At 56.7% G+C, this 22769-nt stretch carries 25 protein-coding genes; 8 read left to right on the top strand and 17 right to left on the bottom strand.

Going from position 1 to position 22769, the window contains the following annotated elements; all coding sequences use genetic code 11:
* Positions 1-53: 53 nt before the first annotated feature.
* From WCX49_RS03390 to WCX49_RS03375, 4 genes are all read right to left on the bottom strand, one after another.
* The gene (locus tag WCX49_RS03390; RefSeq protein ID WP_345986172.1) at positions 54-2456 is read right to left on the bottom strand and encodes an EAL domain-containing protein; all 2403 of its coding nucleotides are present in this window, start codon (positions 2454-2456) and stop codon (positions 54-56) included.
* Positions 2457-2582: 126 nt separating this feature from the next.
* Complete coding sequence (purL, locus tag WCX49_RS03385) at positions 2583-4796, bottom strand: phosphoribosylformylglycinamidine synthase subunit PurL (RefSeq protein WP_345986171.1); 2214 nt, start codon at positions 4794-4796, stop codon at positions 2583-2585.
* Between the two features lie 100 nt (positions 4797-4896).
* Positions 4897-5427 carry a transcription elongation factor GreA gene (gene greA / locus WCX49_RS03380; RefSeq protein ID WP_345986170.1) on the bottom strand — a complete coding sequence of 177 codons (531 nt, stop codon included), beginning with the start codon at positions 5425-5427 and terminating at the stop codon, positions 4897-4899.
* Between the two features lie 98 nt (positions 5428-5525).
* Positions 5526-5861 (bottom strand): hypothetical protein, encoded by a 336-nt coding sequence (locus tag WCX49_RS03375; protein ID WP_345986169.1) that lies wholly within the window; start codon positions 5859-5861, stop codon positions 5526-5528.
* A 95-nt stretch (positions 5862-5956) separates the two neighbouring features.
* On the opposite strand from WCX49_RS03375, the gene WCX49_RS03370 reads away from it, so the two are divergent.
* The 6 genes from WCX49_RS03370 to WCX49_RS03345 all read left to right on the top strand — a co-directional run bounded on the left by WCX49_RS03370 (position 5957) and on the right by WCX49_RS03345 (position 11863).
* Positions 5957-7936 (top strand): ribonuclease R family protein, encoded by a 1980-nt coding sequence (locus tag WCX49_RS03370; RefSeq protein WP_345986168.1) that lies wholly within the window; start codon positions 5957-5959, stop codon positions 7934-7936.
* Positions 7933-8904, top strand: coding sequence for a DNA polymerase III subunit delta (gene holA / locus WCX49_RS03365; RefSeq protein WP_345986167.1), 972 nt, complete (start codon positions 7933-7935; stop codon positions 8902-8904). The genes WCX49_RS03370 and holA overlap by 4 nt, the downstream gene beginning before the upstream one ends.
* Before the next feature lie 209 nt (positions 8905-9113).
* Positions 9114-9488, top strand: coding sequence for a 30S ribosomal protein S6 (rpsF, locus tag WCX49_RS03360; RefSeq protein WP_345986166.1), 375 nt, complete (start codon positions 9114-9116; stop codon positions 9486-9488).
* Between the two features lie 19 nt (positions 9489-9507).
* Positions 9508-10041 (top strand): single-stranded DNA-binding protein, encoded by a 534-nt coding sequence (locus tag WCX49_RS03355; RefSeq protein ID WP_345986165.1) that lies wholly within the window; start codon positions 9508-9510, stop codon positions 10039-10041.
* 26 nt (positions 10042-10067) lie between these two features.
* On the top strand, positions 10068-10331 hold the full coding sequence (rpsR, locus tag WCX49_RS03350) for a 30S ribosomal protein S18 (protein WP_231020385.1): 264 nt from the start codon (positions 10068-10070) through the stop codon (positions 10329-10331).
* A gap of 119 nt (positions 10332-10450) precedes the next feature.
* Positions 10451-11863: an ankyrin repeat domain-containing protein gene (locus WCX49_RS03345; protein ID WP_345986164.1), complete on the top strand. Its 1413-nt coding sequence runs from the start codon at positions 10451-10453 to the stop codon at positions 11861-11863.
* Between the two features lie 36 nt (positions 11864-11899).
* On the opposite strand, the gene WCX49_RS03340 is transcribed toward WCX49_RS03345, so the two are convergent.
* The 3 genes from WCX49_RS03340 to serB form a co-directional block, all read right to left on the bottom strand.
* Complete coding sequence (locus WCX49_RS03340; protein ID WP_345986163.1) at positions 11900-12235, bottom strand: cytochrome c; 336 nt, start codon at positions 12233-12235, stop codon at positions 11900-11902.
* An 86-nt stretch (positions 12236-12321) separates the two neighbouring features.
* Entirely contained in the window at positions 12322-12636 is a 315-nt protein-coding gene (locus tag WCX49_RS03335) for a hypothetical protein (RefSeq protein WP_345986162.1), read from the bottom strand.
* The gene (gene serB, locus WCX49_RS03330; RefSeq protein WP_345986161.1) at positions 12633-13256 is read right to left on the bottom strand and encodes a phosphoserine phosphatase SerB; all 624 of its coding nucleotides are present in this window, start codon (positions 13254-13256) and stop codon (positions 12633-12635) included. Before serB ends, WCX49_RS03335 begins: the two co-directional genes overlap by 4 nt.
* A gap of 62 nt (positions 13257-13318) precedes the next feature.
* Between serB and WCX49_RS03325 the strand changes: the two genes are divergently transcribed.
* Positions 13319-14215: a methylenetetrahydrofolate reductase gene (locus tag WCX49_RS03325; RefSeq protein WP_345986160.1), complete on the top strand. Its 897-nt coding sequence runs from the start codon at positions 13319-13321 to the stop codon at positions 14213-14215.
* On the opposite strand, the gene ovoA is transcribed toward WCX49_RS03325, so the two are convergent.
* The 10 genes from ovoA to metK form a co-directional block, all read right to left on the bottom strand.
* Positions 14212-16323: a 5-histidylcysteine sulfoxide synthase gene (gene ovoA, locus WCX49_RS03320; RefSeq protein WP_345986159.1), complete on the bottom strand. Its 2112-nt coding sequence runs from the start codon at positions 16321-16323 to the stop codon at positions 14212-14214. The two genes, WCX49_RS03325 and ovoA, sit on opposite strands and share 4 nt — an antisense overlap.
* 50 nt (positions 16324-16373) lie before the next feature.
* Positions 16374-16745: an HIT domain-containing protein gene (locus tag WCX49_RS03315; RefSeq protein WP_345986158.1), complete on the bottom strand. Its 372-nt coding sequence runs from the start codon at positions 16743-16745 to the stop codon at positions 16374-16376.
* A complete protein-coding gene (locus WCX49_RS03310) occupies positions 16732-16998 on the bottom strand; it encodes a hypothetical protein (RefSeq protein ID WP_345986157.1) in 267 nt (88 codons plus the stop codon). Before WCX49_RS03310 ends, WCX49_RS03315 begins: the two co-directional genes overlap by 14 nt.
* Positions 16999-17033: 35 nt before the next feature.
* The gene (locus WCX49_RS03305) at positions 17034-18038 is read right to left on the bottom strand and encodes a beta-ketoacyl-ACP synthase III (RefSeq protein WP_345986156.1); all 1005 of its coding nucleotides are present in this window, start codon (positions 18036-18038) and stop codon (positions 17034-17036) included.
* 3 nt (positions 18039-18041) lie between these two features.
* Positions 18042-19040 carry a phosphate acyltransferase PlsX gene (gene plsX, locus WCX49_RS03300; protein ID WP_345986155.1) on the bottom strand — a complete coding sequence of 333 codons (999 nt, stop codon included), beginning with the start codon at positions 19038-19040 and terminating at the stop codon, positions 18042-18044.
* Positions 19041-19190, bottom strand: a complete 150-nt coding sequence (gene rpmF / locus WCX49_RS03295) for a 50S ribosomal protein L32 (RefSeq protein WP_231020375.1) — start codon at positions 19188-19190, stop codon at positions 19041-19043.
* A 21-nt stretch (positions 19191-19211) separates the two neighbouring features.
* A complete protein-coding gene (locus WCX49_RS03290) occupies positions 19212-19559 on the bottom strand; it encodes a hypothetical protein (RefSeq protein WP_345986154.1) in 348 nt (115 codons plus the stop codon).
* A 5-nt stretch (positions 19560-19564) separates the two neighbouring features.
* On the bottom strand, positions 19565-19978 hold the full coding sequence (gene ndk, locus WCX49_RS03285; protein WP_231020373.1) for a nucleoside-diphosphate kinase: 414 nt from the start codon (positions 19976-19978) through the stop codon (positions 19565-19567).
* 140 nt (positions 19979-20118) lie between these two features.
* Entirely contained in the window at positions 20119-20403 is a 285-nt protein-coding gene (locus WCX49_RS03280) for a 4Fe-4S dicluster domain-containing protein (protein ID WP_345986153.1), read from the bottom strand.
* A gap of 191 nt (positions 20404-20594) precedes the next feature.
* Positions 20595-21752, bottom strand: coding sequence for a methionine adenosyltransferase (metK, locus tag WCX49_RS03275; RefSeq protein WP_345986152.1), 1158 nt, complete (start codon positions 21750-21752; stop codon positions 20595-20597).
* Between the two features lie 412 nt (positions 21753-22164).
* On the opposite strand from metK, the gene WCX49_RS03270 reads away from it, so the two are divergent.
* Positions 22165-22761 (top strand): peroxiredoxin, encoded by a 597-nt coding sequence (locus WCX49_RS03270; protein ID WP_345986151.1) that lies wholly within the window; start codon positions 22165-22167, stop codon positions 22759-22761.
* The last annotated feature ends 8 nt before the right edge of the window (positions 22762-22769 follow it).

Genomic DNA, 22769 nt, shown 5'->3' with positions numbered 1-22769 from the left:
TCGTCCCTTTAGACCTGATCATCTCCGCCATCTTTTCATCAAAACGGTGTATTCTACGTTTCAACGTCCGGGATCTCTTTTTCCGGCGCACCGAAATAGTACCCCTGGAACTCATCGATACCGAGCGTCTTGCACACGTCAAAGACAGCCTCTGAGTGGATATACTCGGCAATGGTCCGTATCCCGAGCGTTTTGGCAAAGCCGACAATCGTCTGGACGATGGCGTAGGCATTCGCATCGGTGTGGATCTCTTTGATCAGCGATCCGTCTATTTTCAGGTAGTCCGGTGCAAGTTTCAAGAGATAGGAGAAGTTCGAATACCCCGATCCAAAATCATCAATAGCCACTTTGGCTCCGCGGTTTTTGACCGCTTCGACAAAAGTCTCGAATGCGTCCATCCCCTGCAGGCTCTCAGACTCAACAATCTCAAAAACGACGTTGCGGGCAAGACCGCTCTGCTCCAGCTTGCCATAGAGATAAGCCACGGTATCGCTGTCGAGAATATCCTGTGCCGTCAGATTGATCGTAAACTGCATCGATGTACCGGCAAAGTACGCAAACGTCTTGTCCACCACGGCCCGGGTCATCAGTTTGTAATAGCGCGTCTTTTTTGCGAATGCCAGAAACGAATGGGGCGACAGAAGCGTATCGCCTTCACGGATGCGCAGCAGTGATTCATACTTCTTCACCGTACCCTCACGGTCGACGATTGGCTGATATACCACCGTGATATGCCCGCCTTCGACCGCCTGTTTCAGGCGCCGCATCAGTGCGATACTCTCCTCATGTGCACGGTCAAGGCCCAGCGCATCCGTATAGACCACGTAATCCCGCCGTGTTTTCTTGGCGTAAACGAGTGCCATGTCCGCTTTTTCGATCAGTTTGCCGTGTCCGAAGGCAATACCGGCCACGAGTTCGATATAGAGTTCCAGGTCCGCGTTTTCGACGATAAAGCGGTGTTTCTCCGCGGCAGCGATCAAGCGGACGACCAGGCCGGTAAATGCTGCCTCCTCATACCCTTCCGCGGCGGCCAATACGAATTCATCCGCACTGATACGGTATACAGTGATCGGCTCGTCTGCCAAAAATGCCTGACAGAAACTCCCCAGTTCTTTCAGCAGCCGGTTCCCGAGCTCAACCCCGTAGAGATCGTTGATCGTTTTGAACCCGTTGATATCGATCGTCGCCACGGCGGGGGAAGGCCAGTGCGGTGCGTCCCGGAACAGGGCATTCCGATTGGGCAGGCCGGTCAGATGGTCGGAATAAAGCCGGTGTTCCAGTTCACGGTTGGCCCGGGAAAGAGCCGCCGTCTTCTCTTCGACCGTGCTCTGCATCTCATCGTGGTATGACTGCAGCGCCCGGCCCATCTGCAAGATATCGAGCTGCAGGCCGCGGATCTCGTCCTGCCCCTTCTGTGCTTCCAGCCTCTCCAGGTCATAGCCTTTCAAAGGGTCGAACCGATTGTTTTTAAAGTGCTGTGTCAACGTTTTCATCTGGGATATCAGCGCAAAGGTTTTCCTGACACGCTTTCTGAAAAGAAGGAAAAGCACGGCGAACGTACTCCCCACCAGCAGAAGATTGGTCAACAGCCTCGTCCAAAGCCGTGTACTGAAGGCATCCAGACTGTTGAGGACACCGATATACGCCATAACGTCATGGTTGAAATCATACAGGGGGTAGAGGTCAAGCTCATACTCCCGCCCCCCGGTTTCAAACGACTGCTGCGGTTTGGAAAAGTCGATCCCGGAAAACTCTGCTTTGCTGATGGGCAGGGTCCGCTGCGCGAAAATATAGTCGCCGAGTGCCTCTTTGCCCTCCATGAACTGCTGGTAATAGTGCTCCGAGAGGTTCTGTGTCGGCGCTTTCGTATAGACCAGAAACGCCTCTTTCGAAGAAGTGTCTTTTAGTGTCGCAGGAATCCATCCGACTTTTTTCCCAAGGGAGAGGCCGCCGAGCATCGTACCGTTCGCATCAACGATGGGATAAGTCGCCCTGACCCCTGCATAGGTTTTGCACATCATCAGGTGACTGCTTGCTTTGAAAGAAGAGGTCACCCAGACCATGTCCCGTCTGACGCGACTGACATTGGTACCGATAGAACCGACATTTGAAAAATTGACAAAGGAGATCGCGGGCGGCTTGAAGAAGTGGATCTCGTAAATCATATCCTGCGTATGTACCTGCTTCCAAAAAGGCAGCACGGCATCGATGATCATCTGGGGATTGTTCTCGCGGTAGGCAGCCTTCACTGTCGGGTTGTTCGCCAGTGCGAGCGCCACGACGGCGACCCCCTGCTTCTGCAGGTCAAGGATCGTGTTGACATTAATGCCGTTTTGGGCGTGCCACTCCTCTTTGGTTTTTTTCAGGCCGTAGAAGAGCATCCACGTCTCGCTGACACTGAAAAAGAGAATCAGCAGCATGATAAAAAATAAGAGAAGTTTGTTCTGAGTGCTCATAGCACCATTATAACGGACAGGCTGTTTATTTTATCACGGAAAAGCATGACAAAGGTGAATCACATCCGGACCAAAGCGGCCGGACATGCAGGGTGTCCTAGCGGTACACGACACCGGGAGCGGGGGTCAGATATCCTGTTCGACGACCCTCTTGAAGGTATTGAAGTAGAGGTCATCCAGGGTCGCCAGCGGAAGAAGAACATCATTGATCTTCACGCTGTCGCCGCCGACCGTACCAATCTTCTCGCAGGCAAGGCCGCCCGCCATCGCTTCAAAGGCTGCCGCGCTCTCCGGCGCGACCTCGATGATGGCGCGGGCCATGCTCTCAGCGAAGATGTCACGCGCATCCGCGACCGTCATCGTGACGTCGCAGCCCAGGCCGCTGGTCGCCGCCATCTTGCCGAGCGCGACCGCCGCCCCGCCGGAGCTGAGGTCTTTGGCGCAGGAGAGCAGCCCCTGCTTGTTCGCCTCGATGACGAGGTCCCAGAGTGCCAGTTCCTTCTTATAGTCGATCGCAGGCATCTCGCCCGCGACGGTGTGGCAGATCTCTTTCATATAGAGTGAACCGCCGAACTCGCTCTTCGTCTCGCCGACGAGGTAAAGCAGGTTGCCGGCTTTCTGGAAAGAAGACATCAGGACCTTGTTCTCGTCGTCGTTAACCCCGACGGTCGCGATCGCCGGGGTCGGGAAAACGGAGACGCCGTTGGTTTCGTTGTAGAGGGAGACATTCCCGCCGATAACAGGGGTGTTGAGTTCGGCGCACGCCTCTTTGATCCCCAGACACCCTTCGGCGAACTGCCACATCACTTCCGGGTTCTCCGGGTTGCCGTAGTTCAGACAGTCGGTAATCGCCAACGGACGTGCACCGCTCATCGCGACGTTACGCCCCGCTTCGACGACGGCAGCAGCGGCACCGTTTTTCGGATCAACGTAGCAGTAGCGGACATTACAGTCCGAGCTCATCGCCAATGCACGGCCGTTCTCTTTGACACGGACGACGGAGGCGTCGAGCATCCCCCCTTTTTTGACGGTGTTCGTCTGGACCATGGAGTCGTACTGTTCGTAGACCCACGCCTTGTCGACGACCTCCATCGATGCCATCAGTTTTTCGAATGCCTCCTGGTTGGACGGGGTTTCGAAATCGTCAATGGAGACGCCCTTGATCGTGTCAAGGTAGGCCGGGCGCGCCGTCGGGCGGTCGAGAATAGGGGCCTCTTCGGAGACCGGGTCAACCGGGACGTCGGCACACTTCTCGCCGTGCCAGAAGAGCTCCATCCGGCCCGTGGCGGTGACTTCGCCGACGACGGCGGCATCGAGGTCCCACTTCTCGAAGATATCGATGATCGCCTGTTCACTTCCCTTTTTCGCACAGAGCAGCATCCGCTCCTGGGATTCGGAGAGCATGAATTCGTACGGCATCATCCCCTCTTCGCGCGCCGGCACACGGTCGAGGTGCATGATCATCCCCGAACCGGAACGGCCCGCCATCTCAAACGAGCTCGACGTCAGGCCCGCCGCACCCATATCCTGGATACCGATGACGTAGTCGGTCTTGAAGAGCTCGAGGCACGCTTCGAGCAGCAGCTTCTCCGTGAACGGGTCGCCGACCTGAACCGTCGGGCGCAGCGACTTGGACTCCTCGGTGAAGGAGTCGGAGCTCATGACCGCCCCGCCGAGACCGTCGCGGCCCGTTTTCGAGCCGACGTAGATGACCGGGTTGCCGATCCCCTCCGCACGGCCGTAGAAGATCTCGTCGGCCTTCGCAACGCCGAGGTTGAAGGCGTTGACGAGGATATTGCCGTTGTAGCACTCATCGAAACTGATCTCGCCGCCGATCGTGGGCACGCCCATACAGTTGCCGTAGCCGCCGATCCCCTCGACGACGCCGCGCACGAGGTAGCGCTGATGGTGTGCCGTTTCATCGTCGCCGTGCACGTTGCCGAAACGCAGGGCGTTGAGGCTTGCGACCGGGCGTGCGCCCATCGTAAAGACGTCGCGCATGATCCCGCCGACGCCTGTCGCGGCACCCTGGTACGGTTCGATAAAGGAGGGGTGGTTGTGGCTCTCCATTTTGAAGACGGCCGCGTAGCCGTCGCCGATGTCGATCACCCCGGCATTCTCGCCCGGTCCCTGGATGACCCACGGCGCCTTTGTCGGGAAACCGCTCAGGTGTTTTTTGGAGGATTTATAACTGCAGTGCTCCGACCACATTGCCGAAAAGATACCGATTTCAACCAGGTTCGGTTCACGCCCGAGAATCTCTTTGATATGGGCATAATCAAGCTGGGAGAGTTTGTGTTGGGCCAAAACCTCATTGATGTTTTCAAGTGGTTGGTTCACTGCATTTCCTTACGCGTAAATAGTGGGTAGGATTATAGCAAAGGGGAGTTGAATTTCCCGACGTCGCCTGCGACGGGTACCGACAGGAGACGGGAAGTGGTCAGGCGAAGCGGAAATCCGCTTCGCCGCGGACCTGCTTTTTCAGTGAAAAGAGCGGGATATACTCGACGGCGAGCACCTCGTAGACGCGTTGGCCCGCGGGGAGCCGGACGCGGAACTCGTCGCCCTCCTCCTTGCCCATCACGGCCCGGGCCAGGGGGGCGTGTACGGAGATCAGTCCGATCTCGGGTTCGCTCTCGAGCACACCGCAGATCGTGTAACGCTCCTCTTCCCCGTCTTCAACCCGTTCGAGGGTAACCGTCGCGCCGAAATGCACCCGGCTGTGGTCGAGTCCGGCGGGGTCGATCACCCGGGCTTTTTCGATCATGCCGTTAAGGTAGAAAAGACGCTTGTCGATATGCCGGAGTTTCTCCTTGGCGGCGTGATACTCCGCGTTTTCACTGCGGTCGCCGAGCTCCGCCGCCACCTGTTTTTCATGGTTGACCCGGGGTTTTTCGATCTCTTTGAGGTATTTGAACTCCCGGACGAGTAGATCATACCCTTCGGGGGTCATCGGTTCAACTTTTGACAAAGTTCAACCTCTCTCCTATCTCAGCTATTTTACTCAGATGCAACGTGAGGTTACTCACCTTGCATTTCTGAGGTATCATCGGCTCCACTGGCATCGGGCTACTTGCTGTACCCCAGAATGTAGTAGGTCTCTTTGCCCGGGACCTGCTCCAGGTCGATCTTGTATTTTTCGGTGAAATGGTTCAGGCGCTCCACGGCTTCGGCTTTGCGTTCATCGCTCGGCGCCTCGATCTTGATCTTGAAACAGTCTTTGGTGTTGGAAAGTGCCACAAAACTGTCATCGACTTTGAGCTGCTCGTGCAGGTCAAGGATGTGTTTCTGGATCTTGTCATATCCGACGGTATTCGCTTCGATCCGTTCGATCTGCTCCATCAATGCCTCGTTCGGCGTATAACCGAGCTGTTTCAATACCGCTTCACTGTCAATAAACTGCAATGTTTTTCTCCTGTCATAAATTGGTTTCGGGTAGTCGCAAATTTTAGCATAAGTTCTCCTATACGCTATAATCTGCTAAAAAACGAAAAGCCGCCATGAAATCACTCCTTGTCAGATTGACCGTCGGACTCTATGCCCAGGACGTCGCCGAAACGGAAAAGGACCTCGTCGCGCAATGGCTCCAAGAGGGCCTTGTCGTGCTCGAAGAGGGCATCTACCGCCTCCCCTCCCAGTACCGCGCCGGCGCCATCGCCATGAACCAGTCGGGCAGCGGTGCCTACCTGCAGGTCCTCGGTGCCAATGTCCGCGACCTCTTCATCGACGAACATGACCTCGGCGATGCCAAAGAGGGGGACCTCGTCATCGTCAAACGCCTGCTCGGACGCCGGGGCAGACCCTCGGCAAAGATTGTCGCCGTCGTCGGGCGGGCGGAGACCTTCAGCGTCGCCTACGTCAAGGTCCAGAACGGCGTCAAATCGGTACTCGATATCCGCAACGACTACCCCGCCGGGGTCCCGCTCAGTGCCGAAGCCCTCGCCGGCTACGAAGAGGGCACCCTTTTCAAGGTCAACAACCAGAACGGCGAGATCATGGAGGTGCTGGGCAACCTGGCCGATCCTCTCGTCGATGAAAAGATCGTTCTCGCCATGTACAACAAGCACGATGATTTCGACGAAGAGGTAAAAAAGCTTGCCGCCAGTTTCGACAAAACGGTCGACGCCTCGAAATTCCCCGGCCGCAAGGATCTGCGCCACCTCCCCTTCTGCACCATCGACCCCGTCACGGCCAAGGACTTCGACGACGCCGTCTGCTACCTGCCCGAGTCGCACACCCTCTACGTGGCCATCGCGGACGTCAGCGCCTACGTCACCCCCTTCGGCCCCATCGATGCCGAGGCGATCTACCGCAGCTTCTCCATCTACCTGCCCCACCGTTCCATCCCGATGCTGCCGCGCGAACTCTCCGAGACCCTTTGCTCCCTGCAGCCCCATGTCGACCGCCTCGCCTACACGTTCAAAATGGTCCTCGACCCCGAAAGCCTCGAGGTCGTCGAGACGGAACTCTACGAGACGATCATCCACTCCAAGCGCCGTTTCAACTACGAAGAGGTGGATGCGCTTTTCGAGGCCCCCGGCAAAGCGGCACCGGCAAACGACGACGAACGCACCGTCATCGCCAACCTTTTCGAACTGCGTAAGCTGACCGAGGCCCTGCGCGAAAAGCGCCTCAAGGTCGGTTTCGACTTTCGTTCCGAGGAGCTGGAGATGGCCCTCGACGACGCGCAGAACATCGTGGAGACGACCGTCTCGGAAGAGACGCCCTCGCACGCCCTCATCGAGGATTGTATGCTGCTGGCGAACAAGGCGGCTGCAGCCATGTACGAGCGCGGCGTATTCCGTATCCACGAACCCCCGAGCCCGGCCAAGCTGCAGAGCCTCTACACCGAACTGGCCGGTATCGGGATCATCGCCGAACAGAAAGAGAGCCTCAAGGAGACCATTACCGGGATCCAGCATGAGGCCGAGAAACGCGGGATCGGGCACGAGGTCGATACCCTCATCATCCGTTCCCAGATGCAGGCGCGCTACGCCCCTGACAACGTCGGCCACTTCGGGCTGGGCTTCGAGCGTTACACCCACTTCACCTCCCCCATCCGCCGCTACTCCGACCTCATCGTCCACCGGCTGCTCAAGGCGATCCAGCGCGGCGACAAAGAGGAGGGTTCCTACGTCCTGCGCAACATCGACGCGCTCTGTTTCGCCATCAGCGACAAAGAGCGCGAGGCGAGCGACATCGAAGTGCGTTTCATGGACCGCAAGTTCGCCCGCTGGGCCAATGAACACATTGGCGAGGTCTTCCCGGCGCGCGTCTACGCGACCGACCCGGAACTGCGTGCCGAGATCACCGGACCGCTGCGCGGAGCCAAGGTCAAAGTCGTCACGAACGAGCCCGTCATGCTCTTCGACGATATCGAACTACGCATCGAGAATGTCAACCTTGCCACCGCGCGGATCCACACGACCTACGTCCGCACCGTGGAGTCCCATGCGACCCTCTCCAAGGAGCGTGAATGAAACGGCAGGAGCTTGACAACCTGATCCGCCAGGGCAAGGCTCCCGGCGCCGTCATGCTCTACGGCGAGAGCCATTTCCTGATCGAACATTACACCAAGCAGCTCGCCGACGTCGAGGACCCGAACATCCTCAGCGTCTACTTCGACGAGTACCAGTTCGCGAACGCCAAGGCGCACCTCTCGCAGGGGTCGCTCTTCGGCGGCCGCAACGTCCTCGTCATCAAAAGCGAAAAAAAGCTGCCCAAAAACGACCTTACGGCCTTGATCGGACTGGTGCAGAAGAATCCCGGCAACCTCTTCATCTACGCCTATTTCGGCACCGATTTCAAAAAAAGCGCCACGGCTGCCTTCGGCCCGAAATCGGGCGGCGCCGACGTCCGGCTCTTCCGCCCCTTTCCCAATGAAGCGCGCCAGATCGTGCTGAACGAGGCGGCCTCCAGGGGAATCAACCTCGATCCCTACGCCGCCAGCCACCTGCTCGAATCGCAAAACGGCGACCTGGCCCTCACCATCAACGAACTCGACAAGTTCTCCCTGCTGCAGGGCCGTATCGGCATCAAAGAGATCGACGAGCTCGTCTACGGGGTCGCCGAAGTCAAGGTCGACCAGCTGATCGACACGCTGCTGCAGAAACAGGATTTCGTTCCCCTGATGCGCCGCCTGCTCGAACACGGCGAAGACGAGATCAGGCTGCTGACGGCGCTCTCCAACCATATCGCCCAGCTCTACCTCTTCTACGCCTCCATCCGCCTGAGCGGCGCGGCGGATTCGGCCAAGATCCTCGGCTATAAACTTCCCCCGCGCATCGAGCAGGAGCGTTCACAGCAGAGCGTGCGTTTCAAGCAGCCGCAGTACACCCGCCTGATGGCCCTGCTCGGCGAGACGGAGCTGCAGATGAAATCGGCCGGCGGTGGGAGCAAAAACGCTCTGCTGGCCGCCGCCTTCTTAAAGGTCCAGTCGCTTTTATAGCGTTGCACTCCATACGCTCAGCACTTCTGCACAACTCCCTGCGGAGAAGTCACGATCTTGCTTCTGAATTTCACCTTAAATTAAGCCGTAATTATGTAATATTGCGCGTTCCTTACTCTTTGTGCTTTGCGACGCACTGCATATTATCGCGCGGGATGACCCGTGACCGAGATCCATAAGGGATGAAACCATAAGGAGAAATACTCTACATGAGACATTACGAAAACCTTGTCATCGTCAAACCGACACTGACAGAAGAAGAGATCAAAAACAGCATCGCTGCGATCGAAGAAGTCATCACTGAAAACGGTGGCCAAATCGTAGCACGCGACGAGATGGGTATGCGCAAAATGGCCTACCCGATTGAAAAAAGCCCGCGTGGTTACTTCCACGTTGTCTATTACACGATCGAGCCGTCTGCGATCGCGGAGATCGAACGCCGCTTCCGCATCAACGAGGAACTCCTCCGTTTCGTCACGATCAAATACGATTCCAAGCGCGAAGTCAAAGCATGGAACGATATGGTCGAGAAGACAAAACAGCCGGCAAAAACCGAAGAGAGCAGCGAGAGCGCCGCTTCTTAAGCAGTAGGAGAGTTTCCACATGTTCAACAAAGTCATCCTGGTAGGCAATCTTACACGCGACATTGAGCTGCGCTACACGCAAGGCGGTATGGCCATCGCCAAAACCGGCATTGCGACCAACCGCAAGTTCAAGAAACAGAGCGGCGAAATGGTCGATGAGACGATGTTCATCGATATCACCTTCTTCGGCCGCAGCGGCGAGATCGCAAACCAGTACCTTCGTAAGGGGAGCAAAGTCCTCGTCGAAGGCAGACTGATGCTTGAACAGTGGACCGATCAGAACGGGCAGAAACGCTCGAAACATTCCGTCAACGTCGAAGAGATGAAAATGCTCGACGGACGCGGCGACATGGAACAGCAGGGAGGCTACGGTGCCCCGACGGGCAACGGCGGCTACAACGCCCCGAGTTCCCAGGGCTACAATGCACCGCAGCAGGGTTACAACCCGCCGAAGCAGCCGCAGCCGCAGAACGCCTACCAGCCGCCGAAACAGCAGATGCCGGAGAACACGATTCCGGAAATCGATATCGACGAAGACGAAATCCCATTCTAGAATAATAGACAGCAAGGAAAAAAACCATGGCAGAAAAACGCAAATATAAAAAACGTTATTGCAAATACTGTGAAGCGAAAGTCGACTTTATCGACTACAAAGACGCTTCTAGCCTCAAGCACTCACTCTCTGAGCGCTACAAAATCATGCCGCGCCGCCTGACAGGTAACTGCAAGCGCCACCAGGACATGGTTACGATCGCCATCAAGCGTGCACGCTCCGCCGCGATCATCCCGTACACAATTTCCCGTAAGGAAGTTGTCGTCAACCCGTTCGAAATTATCAAGTAATTTCACTTCCGAAGCACCCGCTTCGGAGCTTTAAGCCCATTTTTTCACCTATTTCTTCAATCCCCTTTTACACTTTTATGATAGGATAGAACAAAATCCATTCAATTGCAGGAGCCGTTATGCCCTTTATGGAGCGTCTGCACAGTGCCATGCTTTTGGGAACGCATCTCTACGACCCCACTGCCGGGGAGATCATCGAACACAAAAGCGAGGCTTTTTTCAATGCCATCCGCAGCGACGACAAAGCCACCCTGCTTTCCATGATCGAAGAGGGGTTCGATGTCGACTACCATGCCTTCGGCCACCGTCCGCCCCTGATGATGGCCGTCATGCTCCAGCGGACACGGATCGTCGAATCCCTCCTGATGCACGGTGCCAACCCCAACCTCGCGGACCGCGAGCTTGAGACCCCCCTGCATGTCGCCGTCAAGCTCGGCGATCCGGAAATCGTATTGCAGCTGCTGCAGTACGGTGCCCGTCCGCACACGGAAAACAGTGAAGGCGTCACCCCGACAGCGATCGCCAAGGCCCAGAAAAGCAAAACGCTTCTCTCCCTGCTTGAAGAGGTGCGCCCGGTTTTCGACCTGCCGGCGGAACCGGACCTCTTTGACTTGGCATCCAACGGCAACCTTTACGCCATCGTCAATGCCGAGGCCACGCCGATGGAACTCTCCAGACGCGATGCGCAGAACCGGACCCTGCTGCACCACGCCGTCTTCGGGAATAACCCGAAACTGGTCACCTACCTGCTCAACAAGGGGCTCTTCATCGACGCCGGGGACCTGCACGGCATCACGCCGGTCATCATTGCCGCTTCCCACCCGAAGTTCGTCCGGCTCCTGGAAAAGCTGCTGCTGCGCTACCCCACCCTGGAGCACCGCACCGACAACCATGCCACGGCCCTCACCATCGCCCTGCGCAACGGCAATCCCGACGGCGCCGCCGCGCTGATCCGCCACGGGGCGAATATCCTGACGCATGACGGTCTGCACACCCCGCTCACGCTGGTGCACCGCGGGATCGAAACCTACCCCGAAATCGCCGACAGCTACCGTCACCTGCTCCGAGTCATGCTTGACCGCGGTGCGCACACCGATATTCCCACGAACCGCGCGGGGTGGACCCCGCTTTTTCACACCGTGGCCCGGCGCCAGGATGAGGGGATCAAAAAACATCTTCGCCTGCTGATGCAGCTCGGAAGCGATGTCAACTATACCGACAAGAACGGGCGTACGGCCCTGATGGTCGCCGCATCGATGGGACGGCAGACCGCGGTCGAAGTCCTTATCAGCAACTATGCGGACATCGACCGTATCGACCACTACGGCTGGAGCGCCCTGATGCTGGCCGTCTACTACAACCACATTGACGTCTGCCGTTTTCTGTGCGAATGCGGCTGCGACGTCAACCGTATCTCGCCGCAGGGGATGAGTGCCATGCGCATCGCGCAGAAACATCAGCGCAAACGGATCGTGGAGCTGTTACAGGAGTATGGTGCGATTGAGATCAACAGTGACGAAGCGTCGGAGTAGGGAGAAAAACCGTCCCGAAAGGACGGCGGTTGAGCGTCAGCCGCAGGAGGGAACGTTGCCGGAATCGGAACCGTATTCGTAGAGGAAGTCCTTGAGATTCGGGGCATCTTTTTTGAAGCGGCTGCTGTTGATGTATTGCATCGCTTTCGCATCATCTTTATGCCACGCCTTAAAAAGCGCCGCATCATCCGCAAACGCGTCCGCCCACTCTTTCTGGGTCTTCATCGCGGCCCCTTTGGTACCGTTGCCGTGGCAGCGTTTACACTTTTTCAAATAGGCTTTCTGCCCCCGTTTGACATCGGCATTCGCCGCCGTCGAAAAGGTACCGAGCAGCAGTGCCGCGCCCAACAGGGCCGATAGTGATTTTTTCATTCTTGCCATCCCTCCTTCACCGTTAAAGTAACACAATTCTATCACGACAGCCTGAACGAAAGATAAAGAAATCTTAACATTCTCCGTTATTCATACTCCGCTTCCAGGTTCGCCAGGAGCTGCTGGAACTCACTGCGGAGTTTGGGCTGTCGTATCTTTTTGGCGGCTTTATGAACAGCCTTGCCGATCTCTTCGTCATTCAGTCCGGTCTCCGTGCTGATCGCTGCCGTATCGGCACCGCCCCGGGCCATCACCCAGCTGCGCAGCTCTTTGCGCGTCAGGTGGCGCTTGAGGACTTCGAAAAGCGTTTTCTCCTCGCACTGCATCAGCGGCAATCCGGTCAGCTCTGCCAGAGTGGCACCCAGCAGCTGTTCTTCGTTGTAGCGTTCCCAGAGATTCATACGAGCCGTCCCAGGATCTCGCGAAGATCTTTGGTGTCGATGATAATGTTCGCCGCCTCTTTCAAAACCGGTTTCGCACAGAAAGCGACCCGTGTCCCGGCATGCGCGAACATACTTATGTCGTTGGCACCGTCCCCGACGACCATCGTCTCTTCCGGTGTCACCTTGAGCAGCTCCTGGAGCCGTACAAGCATATCCCCTTTGGACCAGTTGAACATCATATCCCCGCCGACTTCACCGGTCAGTTTACCCTCTTTGGCGTGCAGCGCATTGGAGAAGTCCGCGTCAAAGCCGAGGATCTCTTTGGCATAGGAGGTCGCCGTCCGGAACCCGCCGCTGAAACAGACCACGGTGATCCCCTCGGCTTTCAATGCCGCGATCGTCTCTTTGGCACCCGGCATATAGGGAAGATTGCGGCTGATGCGCTCGACGGTCTCCACATCCAGCCCTTTGAGCAGCTTGACGCGCTGCTGAAGGCTCTCGAAGAAGTCAAGCTCCCCGTTCATGGCCCGCTCCGTGATGGCGGCGACCTCTTCGCCGATTCCCAGCGCCTCGGCAAAAAAATCGATGGTCTCTCCGTCCATCAACGTCGAGTCAAAATCAAACACACATAGCCGCATATCTCTCCTTTACGCTCCCTTGGTTATAATGGCGCCATTATATCGCACCGCAGGGGTAAATCGTGTTTGACGCACTGGAAGCAAAGCTAAAAAACGGACGTTATGTCAGTCTCGAGACGACACCGTCGCACTCCGCCTCCTTTGCCCCCGTCATCGACACGCTCGAAGCCCTCGGTCTGCCTGAACGGGTCGATGCGTTCAGCACGACCGACAACCCCCTGGCAAAACTGAAATACAACGCCCTCTTCGCCGCCGCACTTATGCAGCAGCGTTTCGGCAAACCGGTCCTGGCGACCATGAGCATGCGCGACCGCAACCGCATCGCCCTGCAAAGCGACCTGCTCGGCGCCAATGAGGCCGGCGTCCGCGCCATCCTCGCCCTGACCGGCGACCCGGCCAAGAACTCCGACCAGAAAGAGGCCAAAGGGGTGTTTGAAAGCGACAGTACCCTTCTGCTGGACATCATCGCCGCTTTTAATGCCGGCACCGACCTGGAAGGGAAAGCCTTCACCGTCGCCCCGAAGCCGATTCTCCCCCTTGCCGTCGTCAACTCCTTCGCCCGCAATCCCAAAAGCCTCTACAAGAAGATGGCCAAAAAAGTCGAACACGGGGCGCAGGGCATCATCACCCAGCCTGTCTTCGACCTCGACAATGCCAAGCTGCTGCTCGAACTCATGGCCGACGCCAATGCCAGACACGGCACGTCGGCCCAGCTCGTCCTCGGGCTCTTCCCCATTACGAAACTGCGCACGGCCCAGTTCCTCGATGCCCATGTGCCGGGGATCCACGTCCCGCCCTCCTGGCTCGAAGCCCTCGGCAGTGCGAAGGATGCGGACGATGCCTACAAGATCGGCTTCGACCTGAGCAAGCAGCTCTTCGACGACATCATGGCCCTGCACCCGAAAGTACACCTCATGATGGCCAACCAGTTCGAGGTCGCGGCCAAACTACTGGATTAACGCTTTTTCCAGACGCTCATCTGAGAGAGCGTATGCTGGTATTTGCGCGCCGTCTCGCGGATCACGAAAGGCACGTCAAAACTCTCCAGCAGCTCGAAATGCGCTGAGAGGATCGCCTTGAGCCCCGTAAGCCCGTCGACCGCCTTCCCCTCCTCGTCATAATAACCGCCTATCCAGTTCGGCTTTTGCGTATACTCCTCCAGCCAGGTATACGGTGATGTCAGCACGAGAATGCCCCCCTCGTTGAGCCGCGCATGCACCGTACCTAAAAAACGTTCCGGTTCGTAGAGGCGGTCGATCAGGTTGGTGGCCATAATCAGGTCGTAGCCGACGAAATGCGCCTTGAGGTTGCAGGCATCCCCCTGCCAGAACTGTACGTTGCGGGCCGCTTCCTGCAGGCCGAACGCTTCGAGCGTGTGCAGCTGGCGGGTCGTAACATCTCCCTCCTCTACCCTTTCATAGGCGATTTCGCCCCGTTCTTTCAGCGCCGCCGCGACCTGGATGAAGCGGGCGGAGAAATCGATCCCGGTGACGTCGTCGAAGACCCGCGCCAGTTCGAAAGCGGCACGTCCCGTCGCACACCCGAGGTCCAGCGCCCGTTTCCGGGGGGTAGAGGCGCTGAAAGCGATAGCGTACTTCGCGCAGCTGCGCGCAAAGTTCCTGACGCCGAGATATTCCGGCCCGTACTGGAATTCGCAGTACTGCGCCACCAGGCTGTCCGTCTCGTAGATATTCCCCGGCATGCTTTCGGACAGGGCGTCGGCCTCGACGTAGCGGAAGCCCGCGTGCTGGTAGAAGTGGCGTCGGAAGGCGTAACGGGAATGCCGCAGGGTCTCGTTCCCCGTCGAGGCCCACGATCCGCCTTTGATAAGATTATGCTTACCGTCAAAGGTCGGCGTGGAAAAATCGTCGTAGACCGGATGCGGCTCGAACCCTTCATAACCGTCAATGGGGGTCGACGTCCACTGCCAGACGTTCCCAGCGACATCGTACAGTCCGCCCTGCAAAAAGGTATCGACGGGGACGGAGGAAGCGAAGTGATTGAAATTGATATTCGCTTTGGCATCGTCAAACCGTTCGCCGTCCAGCACGTCGGACAGCTCAAGCATTCGCACCCACTCTGCTTCGGTCGGCAGGCGGACGTGCCGCCCTTCCTGGGCGCTTTTGAAACGGCAGAAGGCCTGCGCCTCGAGACAGTTCACCTCCACCGGCCAGTTCATCGGCAGGTCGATCTCCCGGTCGAGCAGCCGGAGGCTGTAGCCGCCCCCCTCCTTGGGTACCCAGAAGGAGGGATGTTTCACACCGCTTCGTTCGAGGAAGGCCGCGCCCTCTTCGTCCCAGTAATCCGCTTTTTCATACCCGCCCGCATCGACAAAAGCGAGGTATTCCCCGTGGCTGACCAGCATCCTGGATGCCCGGAAATCCGCCACGGTTTCCGCTGCACTTCCGTATTCGTTATCCCAGCCGTAATAAGGGTCCGATTTCATTTTGCCCAGATGGACCGTCGCGCCTGTGATGGCAACCATGCCGTTTTCCGGTGCATCACCGTACTCCTCGCAATAGCGAAAAGCGGTGGACGGTTTGACCAACTCCAGCGGCATCTGGCGGTGCAGCACGCTGGACGTTTCGATATGAATGCGTTCGTGTTCGATCCCCATCAGGATGACCCACCAGGGGCTCACCTGCGTTATGGGCAACTGCAGCGGAAGCGTATCGATCAGTTCTAGGACCAGTGCTTTGACCCTGTCACGGTACGCCCGGACCGCATCGACAGCCGGCCAGTTATAGCGTGCATTGTCCATATCGTCCCAGGCCATCTCGTCCACGCCGATCGCGAAGAGTGATTCAAACTCCGGGTTGATACGCTTATCGATCACTTTCGCGAGCACGAGTTTATTGATATAAAACGTAGCCGTATGCCCGAAATAGAAGATCATCGGATGGCGGGTCGGTTCGGAGTACCGGTAAAAGACACGCTCGTCTTTCAACAGGTCAAAGAGGGATTCGAAAAGTGAAAAAGCTGCCAGGAAATCATGACGGATCGCCTCACGCGTCCCCTTCGGGTCCGTTCCGTCCAGTCTGACCGGATAGGAGTGAAAACGGTGCAAAACTATCCTTTGTTTCGTTTTCGTCCTATTCTAACAAAAAAGGGATGAAGTCAGGGTTCGGGGAGGAGTTTACGGCGCAGGCGCTCAAGGAAAAGCTCCATCGGCGGCAGCGCGAGTACCCCTTCGCGCTGCCGCGGCCCCCACATGGGCTCGGGGAAGTAACTGTCCTCTTTGAAACGGGCCATAATGTGCCAGTGTACCTGCGGCAGCATATTGCCGAAAGAGGCGATATTGATCTTTTCGGGGCGGTAGTAGTCAAGCATCTCACGCTCGATCACGTCAAGAGCGTCCCAGATCGCCGTTTTCTCTTCGGCCGTGCATTCGCTGAATTCGCGTACGCCGCGGCGCACGAAGATCTTCAGCCACGGGACTTCGCTGTCATGGGTCTCTATGAAAAGAAGGGGGAGGTCAACTGTGGCCAAGGCGGTCTTCCGCACGGCGCTTTTTGTGACGGCGGGTTTCCGGTCCGACGCGGCGGTCTCCGCCGTGGCGGCGGTCGGGGAGGCTGCTCTCGTGATCCAGGTTGTTGCGTTTGCGCCGCCCTTTGTTCACACGGCGGTCAGGGACCTCGCGGCGCTGTTGATTGCGGCGGTTGCGCCAGTGGTTCGAACGGACGTTAAATGCAATGAGCAGAAATACAAAGAGTAGTGAAAGTCCGATCGCTGCGTAAACCATGTGCCTCTTTCCTGTCCGATGTCCCGGGGATTATATCACACGGATGCCGGTCCTGCAAACGGAACCAGGGCGCTTCCCCATGTCAGTCCGCCGCCGAAGGCATCGAGCAGCATCATATCGCCTTTTTCAAGCTTACCGCTCTCAAAAAGGTCATTGATCGCGATGGGGATGGATGATCCGGATGTATTGCCGTATTTATGGACCGTCAGCACGACCTGCTCGTCGCGCAGGTTCAGGGCGTCACCGACCGCTTTGATGATGCGGTAGTTCGCCTGGTGCGGTACGAAGTGTTTGACATCGTCGGCACTCATACCGTTTTCGGCCAGGATCGCCTTGACATCGTTGGTCAGGGTACGGACGGCGACTTTGAAGGTCTCATTCCCCTTCATCTGCATAAAGCAGCCGGTCTGCGCTTCGGCATCAAGGGCATCGTGGGCCGAACCCGTTCCGCCGTTCGGCGTCATCAGCAGGTCGGCATAAGTACCGTCTGCCCCCGTATGGACATCGAGGATCGCTTCAGCTTTGTTCTCGGTCGCACTGATAACGGCCGCGCCGGCACCGTCGCCGAAAAGAATACAGGTGGTGCGGTCGGTGTAGTCGGTGATGGCGCTGAGCTTCTCTGCACCGATGACGAGCACGTTCTTCTTCATCCCCGACTCGATAAAGGCCTTGGCCATGCTCACGACATAGACGAACCCTGTACAGGCCGCGGAGATATCGAAGGCCATCACCTGCGGCAGTCCCAGTTTCGCCGAGATAATCGTGGCGGTTGAGGGCATATTGAAGTAGTCCGGCGAAATCGTCGCACAGATCACGAGGTCGATATCCTCTTTGGCAATCCCTGCGCGTTCAATCGCCTGTGCGGCCGCTTTGGCTCCCATATCGCTGGTAAACTCATTCTCCGCCGCAATATGGCGTTCTTTGATACCGGTACGCTTCGTAATCCACTCGTCGGACGTATCGACCATTTTTTCCAGATCGGCGTTGGTCAGAATGCGTTCGGGGACGTATGCCCCGATGGAACGAAAAGCTGCGTACATGGATTATCCTTTGTTGACGGCGTCATCCAGGGCCCGTTCGATATGAACGTTGACGCCTGTGTCGACAAAGTCGATCGCCTGTTTGATCGCGTTTTTAATCGCTTTGGAGTTGCTTTTGCCGTGGCTGACGATCGCACACCCCTTGACCCCGATCAGCGGCGCACCGCCGACCTCCGCGTAATCGAGCTCTTTTTTCAGGAGCTTGAAGACCTTGCGCATCAGCAGTGCCCCCGTAATCGCGATGGGGGATTTGCGGATGTAGTCCTTGATCAGGTGGGTAATCGTGCTGGCGACACCCTCTGAAGACTTGAGGACGAGGTTCCCGATAAAGCCGTCGCATACGACGACATCAACGGTACCGTTGAAAATATCGCGTCCCTCGACGTTGCCGACGAACCCTTCCATCGTCCGAAGCCGCTGGAAAGCACCCTTGGTGACGTCATTGCCCTTGGACTCCTCCTCACCGTTGGCCAGAAGACCGACGGTCGGAAGGTTGATCGCCCACATATCGTGTGCGTAACAGCTTCCCATCACGGCAAACTGCGCCAGGTGCTCAGGCTTGCAGTCGACGTTGGCACCGACGTCCAGGAGCACGGTGCGTTTTTTCTTCTTGTTCGGCATCAGGGTGACCAGCGCCGGGCGCAGGACGTGCTTGAGACGTCCCAGGCGCAGGGTCGCCACGGACATCGTCGCCCCGCTGTGCCCGGCGGAGACGACACCGTCCGCCTCGCCGTTGCGCACAAGTTCAACTGCCTTGAAGATGGAGCTCTCTTTGCGCTTGAGTGCATCGGTCGCCGCGTCGGACATCGCAATGACGTCCTCCGCTTCGACAATCGAAATCTTGTCTTTGAACCCGCCCGGAATCAAAGGCAAAATCTCCTCTTTCTTTCCGACAAGGATCGGCTCAAAACGGTAGTGCTTCAGGGCCTCAATCGTTCCTTTGACAATAGGCTCGGGACCGAAGTCCCCACCCATCGCGTCAATCGCGATTTTGACCTTCAATTATTTATACTCGCCGGTTGTCGGATTGACATGGTGCGGCATTTTGTAGGTGCCGTCACTGTCTTTGACCGGACGTGCCAGTTTGATTTTGTAGTGGGTGCGGCGTTTTGCTGCACGCGTGTGAGATACGCGTCTCTTAGGTACTGCCATGTTATTTCCTTTCTTTGTAGATTACCTGCATTTGGGGCAGGCATGGTAATCGCTTTCGATCGAAGCGATTTCCGAATCGAACACTTCGTCAAGATCGATGGCATCGCCATGCATCTCGACAACATCATATGTCTCATCCTGACCATGAAAAACACCGTCAGAAATCAGAAATTCGACTTTTTCATCCGGCATTATAGCAAAGGAATCGCCGCAGAGATAGCAATCTACGTCAAGACTCCCCTGCATCGTCGCTTCGAGCAGTACAAGACCGCTGCGATACTTGCGAAGCGTCCCCTCGATCCGCATGCCGTTCTTCTCCAGAACGAAGGGATGAGGGTCGGCCGTAATGCGACGAAACGGGATGTTCATCTGCGTTAGGAGATCTCTCTCTGTGCGAAGAAGAAACGAATTTCGATCTCAGCGTTCTCAAGAGAGTCGCTGCCGTGAACCGCGTTGGCATCGATGTTTTCCGCGAAATCAGCGCGGATCGTGCCCGCTGCCGCTTCCTGCGGGTTTGTCGCGCCCATCAGGTCACGATTTTTGGCTACGGCGTTTTCACCTTCAAGAACGCTGACCACCACCGGTCCGCTGACCATGAACTCAACCAGGTCAGTAAAGAAAGGGCGTTCTTTGTGAACAGCATAGAAATCCTGAGCGTCTTTGCGGGAAAGCTGAAGCATCTTTGTCGCTGCGACGCGCAGACCATTGCTTTCAAAACGATCAAGAATCTTGCCGACAACACCCTTCGCTACGGCATCCGGCTTAATGATGGAAAGTGTTTGTTCCATTCGGTATCTCCTATAGTAGTCAAAAATAGGGTGGAATTATAGCAAAAAAAAGATCTGATTCTAATGAAACGGGAAATTTTCGGGAGAATTGTAGAAGAAGGGTTGCGCCCGAAGGCGCAAGGGTACATTATATGAATCGATTACTCAACAACCGGTACGTGGTCGTTGCGCATATCGTCCGTGATATCATCACGGCTGGAAGGGCTTTCACCGACGGCGTCCCAAACGATACAACCCTCAGTCGGGCAGGCTGTCGCACATGCAGGCTCATCGTGGTGGCCTACACATTCGACACACTTGTCACCGTAAACGTAGTAGATCTCTTCACCCGTCGGGTTATCATCCTCGTCTACGATCGCCTCAACCGGGCATTCATCAATACAAGCACCGCAGTTGATACATGTGTCGTTAATCAAAACTGCCATATTTTCTCCTTCAATTATGGTAGATGTGAAAAAAGTTTAGCGAAAGAACTTTAATGATTCCTAAAAAAACGGGCTGAAATGATATGGCAAAAAAGAGGCTGAAGATTGGTAACAGGCAAATGGGGTGAAACGGCGTATATGACGGGGAAACGCGGCCGTTTCGGCACCGCCTTTTCCCGTACGATCCCGGCTTACAGTCCGAGATAGGAGCGGATTGCTTCGGCTTTGTCCGTCTTCTCCCAGGTAAATTCAGGGAGTTCGCGGCCGAAATGGCCGTATGCCGCCGTTTTACGGTAGATCGGGCGCAGCAGATCGAGGGTCTCGATAATGCCCTTGGGTGTCAGGTCGAAAAGCTCGCGGACGCACGCCTCGATCTTCTCTTCGGAGACGACGGCCGTGCCGTGGGTATCGACCATGATCGAAATCGGTTCGACGACACCGATGGCATAGGCGACCTGGATCGTCGCACGCTCACAGGCGCCCGATGCCACAAGGTTCTTTGCCACGTAACGCGCTGCGTACGCCGCAGAGCGGTCGACCTTGGTCGGGTCTTTGCCGCTGAACGCCCCGCCGCCGTGCGGACAGGAACCGCCGTAGGTGTCGACGATAATCTTACGGCCGGTCAGACCGGCATCACCCTGCGGTCCCCCGACAACGAAGGAACCGGTCGGGTTGATGTGGTAGACGATATCCGGGCTGAGCAGATCGGCCGGGATAACATGCTTGATCACTTCTTCGATGACATCCTTGTGGATCTGCTCCTGCGGGATGTTCTCATGGTGCTGGGTCGAGACGACAACCGTTTCGACGCTGACAGGCTTGCCGTCGATGTAGCGGACACTGACCTGGGCCTTGCCGTCGGGACGCAGGTAGGGGATGATCCCCTCTTTGCGCGCTTCGGCCAGACGCTCCGTAATGCGGTGCGCGAGGTAGATCGGCAGCGGCATCAGCACGTCGGTTTCGCGGCAGGCGTACCCGAACATCAGCCCCTGGTCGCCGGCACCGATCTCGCCGCCTTCGCGGGAGACACCCTGGTCGATCTCCGGGGACTGCTCGCCGATCGCGTTGAGGACCGCGGCAGAACGGTGATCGAACCCGTAGGTGGAGTCTGTATAGCCGATCTCTTTGACGACACGGCGTACGATATCCTGCATCGGGGTATACGCATGGGTCTTCAATTCGCCGGCGATAACGCAGAATCCATTGGAAACCAGGGTTTCACAGGCAACGTGGGAAGTGGGATCTTTTGAAATAATATCGTCTAGGATCGCATCGCTGATCTGGTCGGCCATCTTGTCCGGATGTCCTTCAGTGACGGATTCGGAAGTAAAAATATACTCTTTAGACACATCTTTCCTTTATCGTAAAATCAGGCACCTCAAAAACCCCCGTCATTTCGGGGGGCTTATGAGGTGCCCAGGTTTGATGAAAGATAGCAAAAAGCTAAAAATCACGGAAGTATAGCCAAAGGGCACTTCCAAAACCCTATATAGACGCGCCTGCGGGTTTCCCTGTGCCGTTTTTAAGCTTCCGGGAACACCTGGCATGACAGCCATCCCTGCTTTGCACCTTTCGCCGGGACGTTTGCATAACCGAGACCAGATGCGCTGTGCTGAAGTGATGTTAAAGCGACGACGCCTTTTCTAAAGGATAATTTTTTTTAAAAGAGTATTTGAATAGAATGTGCACCATTAAGCGCACGGCTGAAACGTTCCACATGGTTTCAGTCGTGCGTTTAGACCAAAAACAGGAGTTTCACACATGCTCGTTACACAAAAAGCACCGGACTTTACCGCTACAACCGTCCTCGGCGACAACCAGATCGTCGACAACTTCAACCTTTACGAAAACTTCGGCGAAAAAGGGACTGTTCTCTTCTTCTACCCGCTGGACTTCACCTTCGTCTGCCCGTCAGAGATCATCGCGTTTGACCACCGTCTCCAGGAGTTCCAGGATCGCGGCGTCAACGTTATCGGCGTTTCCGTCGACTCCCAGTTCAGCCACTTCGCGTGGAAGAACACACCGGTTGAAAACGGCGGTATCGGCCAGGTCCGCTATCCGCTCGTCGCTGACCTGACAAAAGAGATCTCCAAAGCATACGACGTCCTGCTCGACGGCGGCGTTGCACTGCGCGGCTCTTTCCTGATCGACACTGACGGTACGGTCCGCCACGCGGTCATCAACGACCTGCCGCTCGGCCGTAACATCGACGAGATGCTGCGTATGGTCGACACGATGCTCTTCACCAACGAGCACGGCGAAGTCTGTCCTGCCGGCTGGAACAAGGGTGACGAGGGTATGAAAGCCGACACTGCCGGTGTTGCCGAATACCTCGCAAAACACTCCGAAGAGCTCTAATATACCAA

The organism is Sulfurimonas sp. HSL-1656 (assembly GCF_039645585.1).
Classification (GTDB): domain Bacteria; phylum Campylobacterota; class Campylobacteria; order Campylobacterales; family Sulfurimonadaceae; genus Thiomicrolovo; species Thiomicrolovo subterrani.
The sequence above is the reverse complement of the archived record's forward strand: the minus strand, read 5'-3'. Positions and strand labels throughout refer to the sequence as shown.

Coding starts and splice junctions, on each gene's coding strand:
- WCX49_RS03390 (WP_345986172.1), bottom strand. CDS start 2,456: ATGAGCACTCAGAACAAACTTCTCTTATTTTTTATCATGCTGCTGATT.
- WCX49_RS03370 (WP_345986168.1), top strand. CDS start 5,957: ATGAAATCACTCCTTGTCAGATTGACCGTCGGACTCTATGCCCAGGAC.
- holA (WP_345986167.1), top strand. CDS start 7,933: ATGAAACGGCAGGAGCTTGACAACCTGATCCGCCAGGGCAAGGCTCCC.
- rpsF (WP_345986166.1), top strand. CDS start 9,114: ATGAGACATTACGAAAACCTTGTCATCGTCAAACCGACACTGACAGAA.
- WCX49_RS03355 (WP_345986165.1), top strand. CDS start 9,508: ATGTTCAACAAAGTCATCCTGGTAGGCAATCTTACACGCGACATTGAG.
- rpsR (WP_231020385.1), top strand. CDS start 10,068: ATGGCAGAAAAACGCAAATATAAAAAACGTTATTGCAAATACTGTGAA.
- WCX49_RS03345 (WP_345986164.1), top strand. CDS start 10,451: ATGCCCTTTATGGAGCGTCTGCACAGTGCCATGCTTTTGGGAACGCAT.
- WCX49_RS03340 (WP_345986163.1), bottom strand. CDS start 12,235: ATGAAAAAATCACTATCGGCCCTGTTGGGCGCGGCACTGCTGCTCGGT.
- WCX49_RS03335 (WP_345986162.1), bottom strand. CDS start 12,636: ATGAATCTCTGGGAACGCTACAACGAAGAACAGCTGCTGGGTGCCACT.
- serB (WP_345986161.1), bottom strand. CDS start 13,256: ATGCGGCTATGTGTGTTTGATTTTGACTCGACGTTGATGGACGGAGAG.
- WCX49_RS03310 (WP_345986157.1), bottom strand. CDS start 16,998: ATGGTTTACGCAGCGATCGGACTTTCACTACTCTTTGTATTTCTGCTC.
- WCX49_RS03305 (WP_345986156.1), bottom strand. CDS start 18,038: ATGTACGCAGCTTTTCGTTCCATCGGGGCATACGTCCCCGAACGCATT.
- rpmF (WP_231020375.1), bottom strand. CDS start 19,190: ATGGCAGTACCTAAGAGACGCGTATCTCACACGCGTGCAGCAAAACGC.
- WCX49_RS03290 (WP_345986154.1), bottom strand. CDS start 19,559: ATGAACATCCCGTTTCGTCGCATTACGGCCGACCCTCATCCCTTCGTT.
- ndk (WP_231020373.1), bottom strand. CDS start 19,978: ATGGAACAAACACTTTCCATCATTAAGCCGGATGCCGTAGCGAAGGGT.
- WCX49_RS03280 (WP_345986153.1), bottom strand. CDS start 20,403: ATGGCAGTTTTGATTAACGACACATGTATCAACTGCGGTGCTTGTATT.
- WCX49_RS03270 (WP_345986151.1), top strand. CDS start 22,165: ATGCTCGTTACACAAAAAGCACCGGACTTTACCGCTACAACCGTCCTC.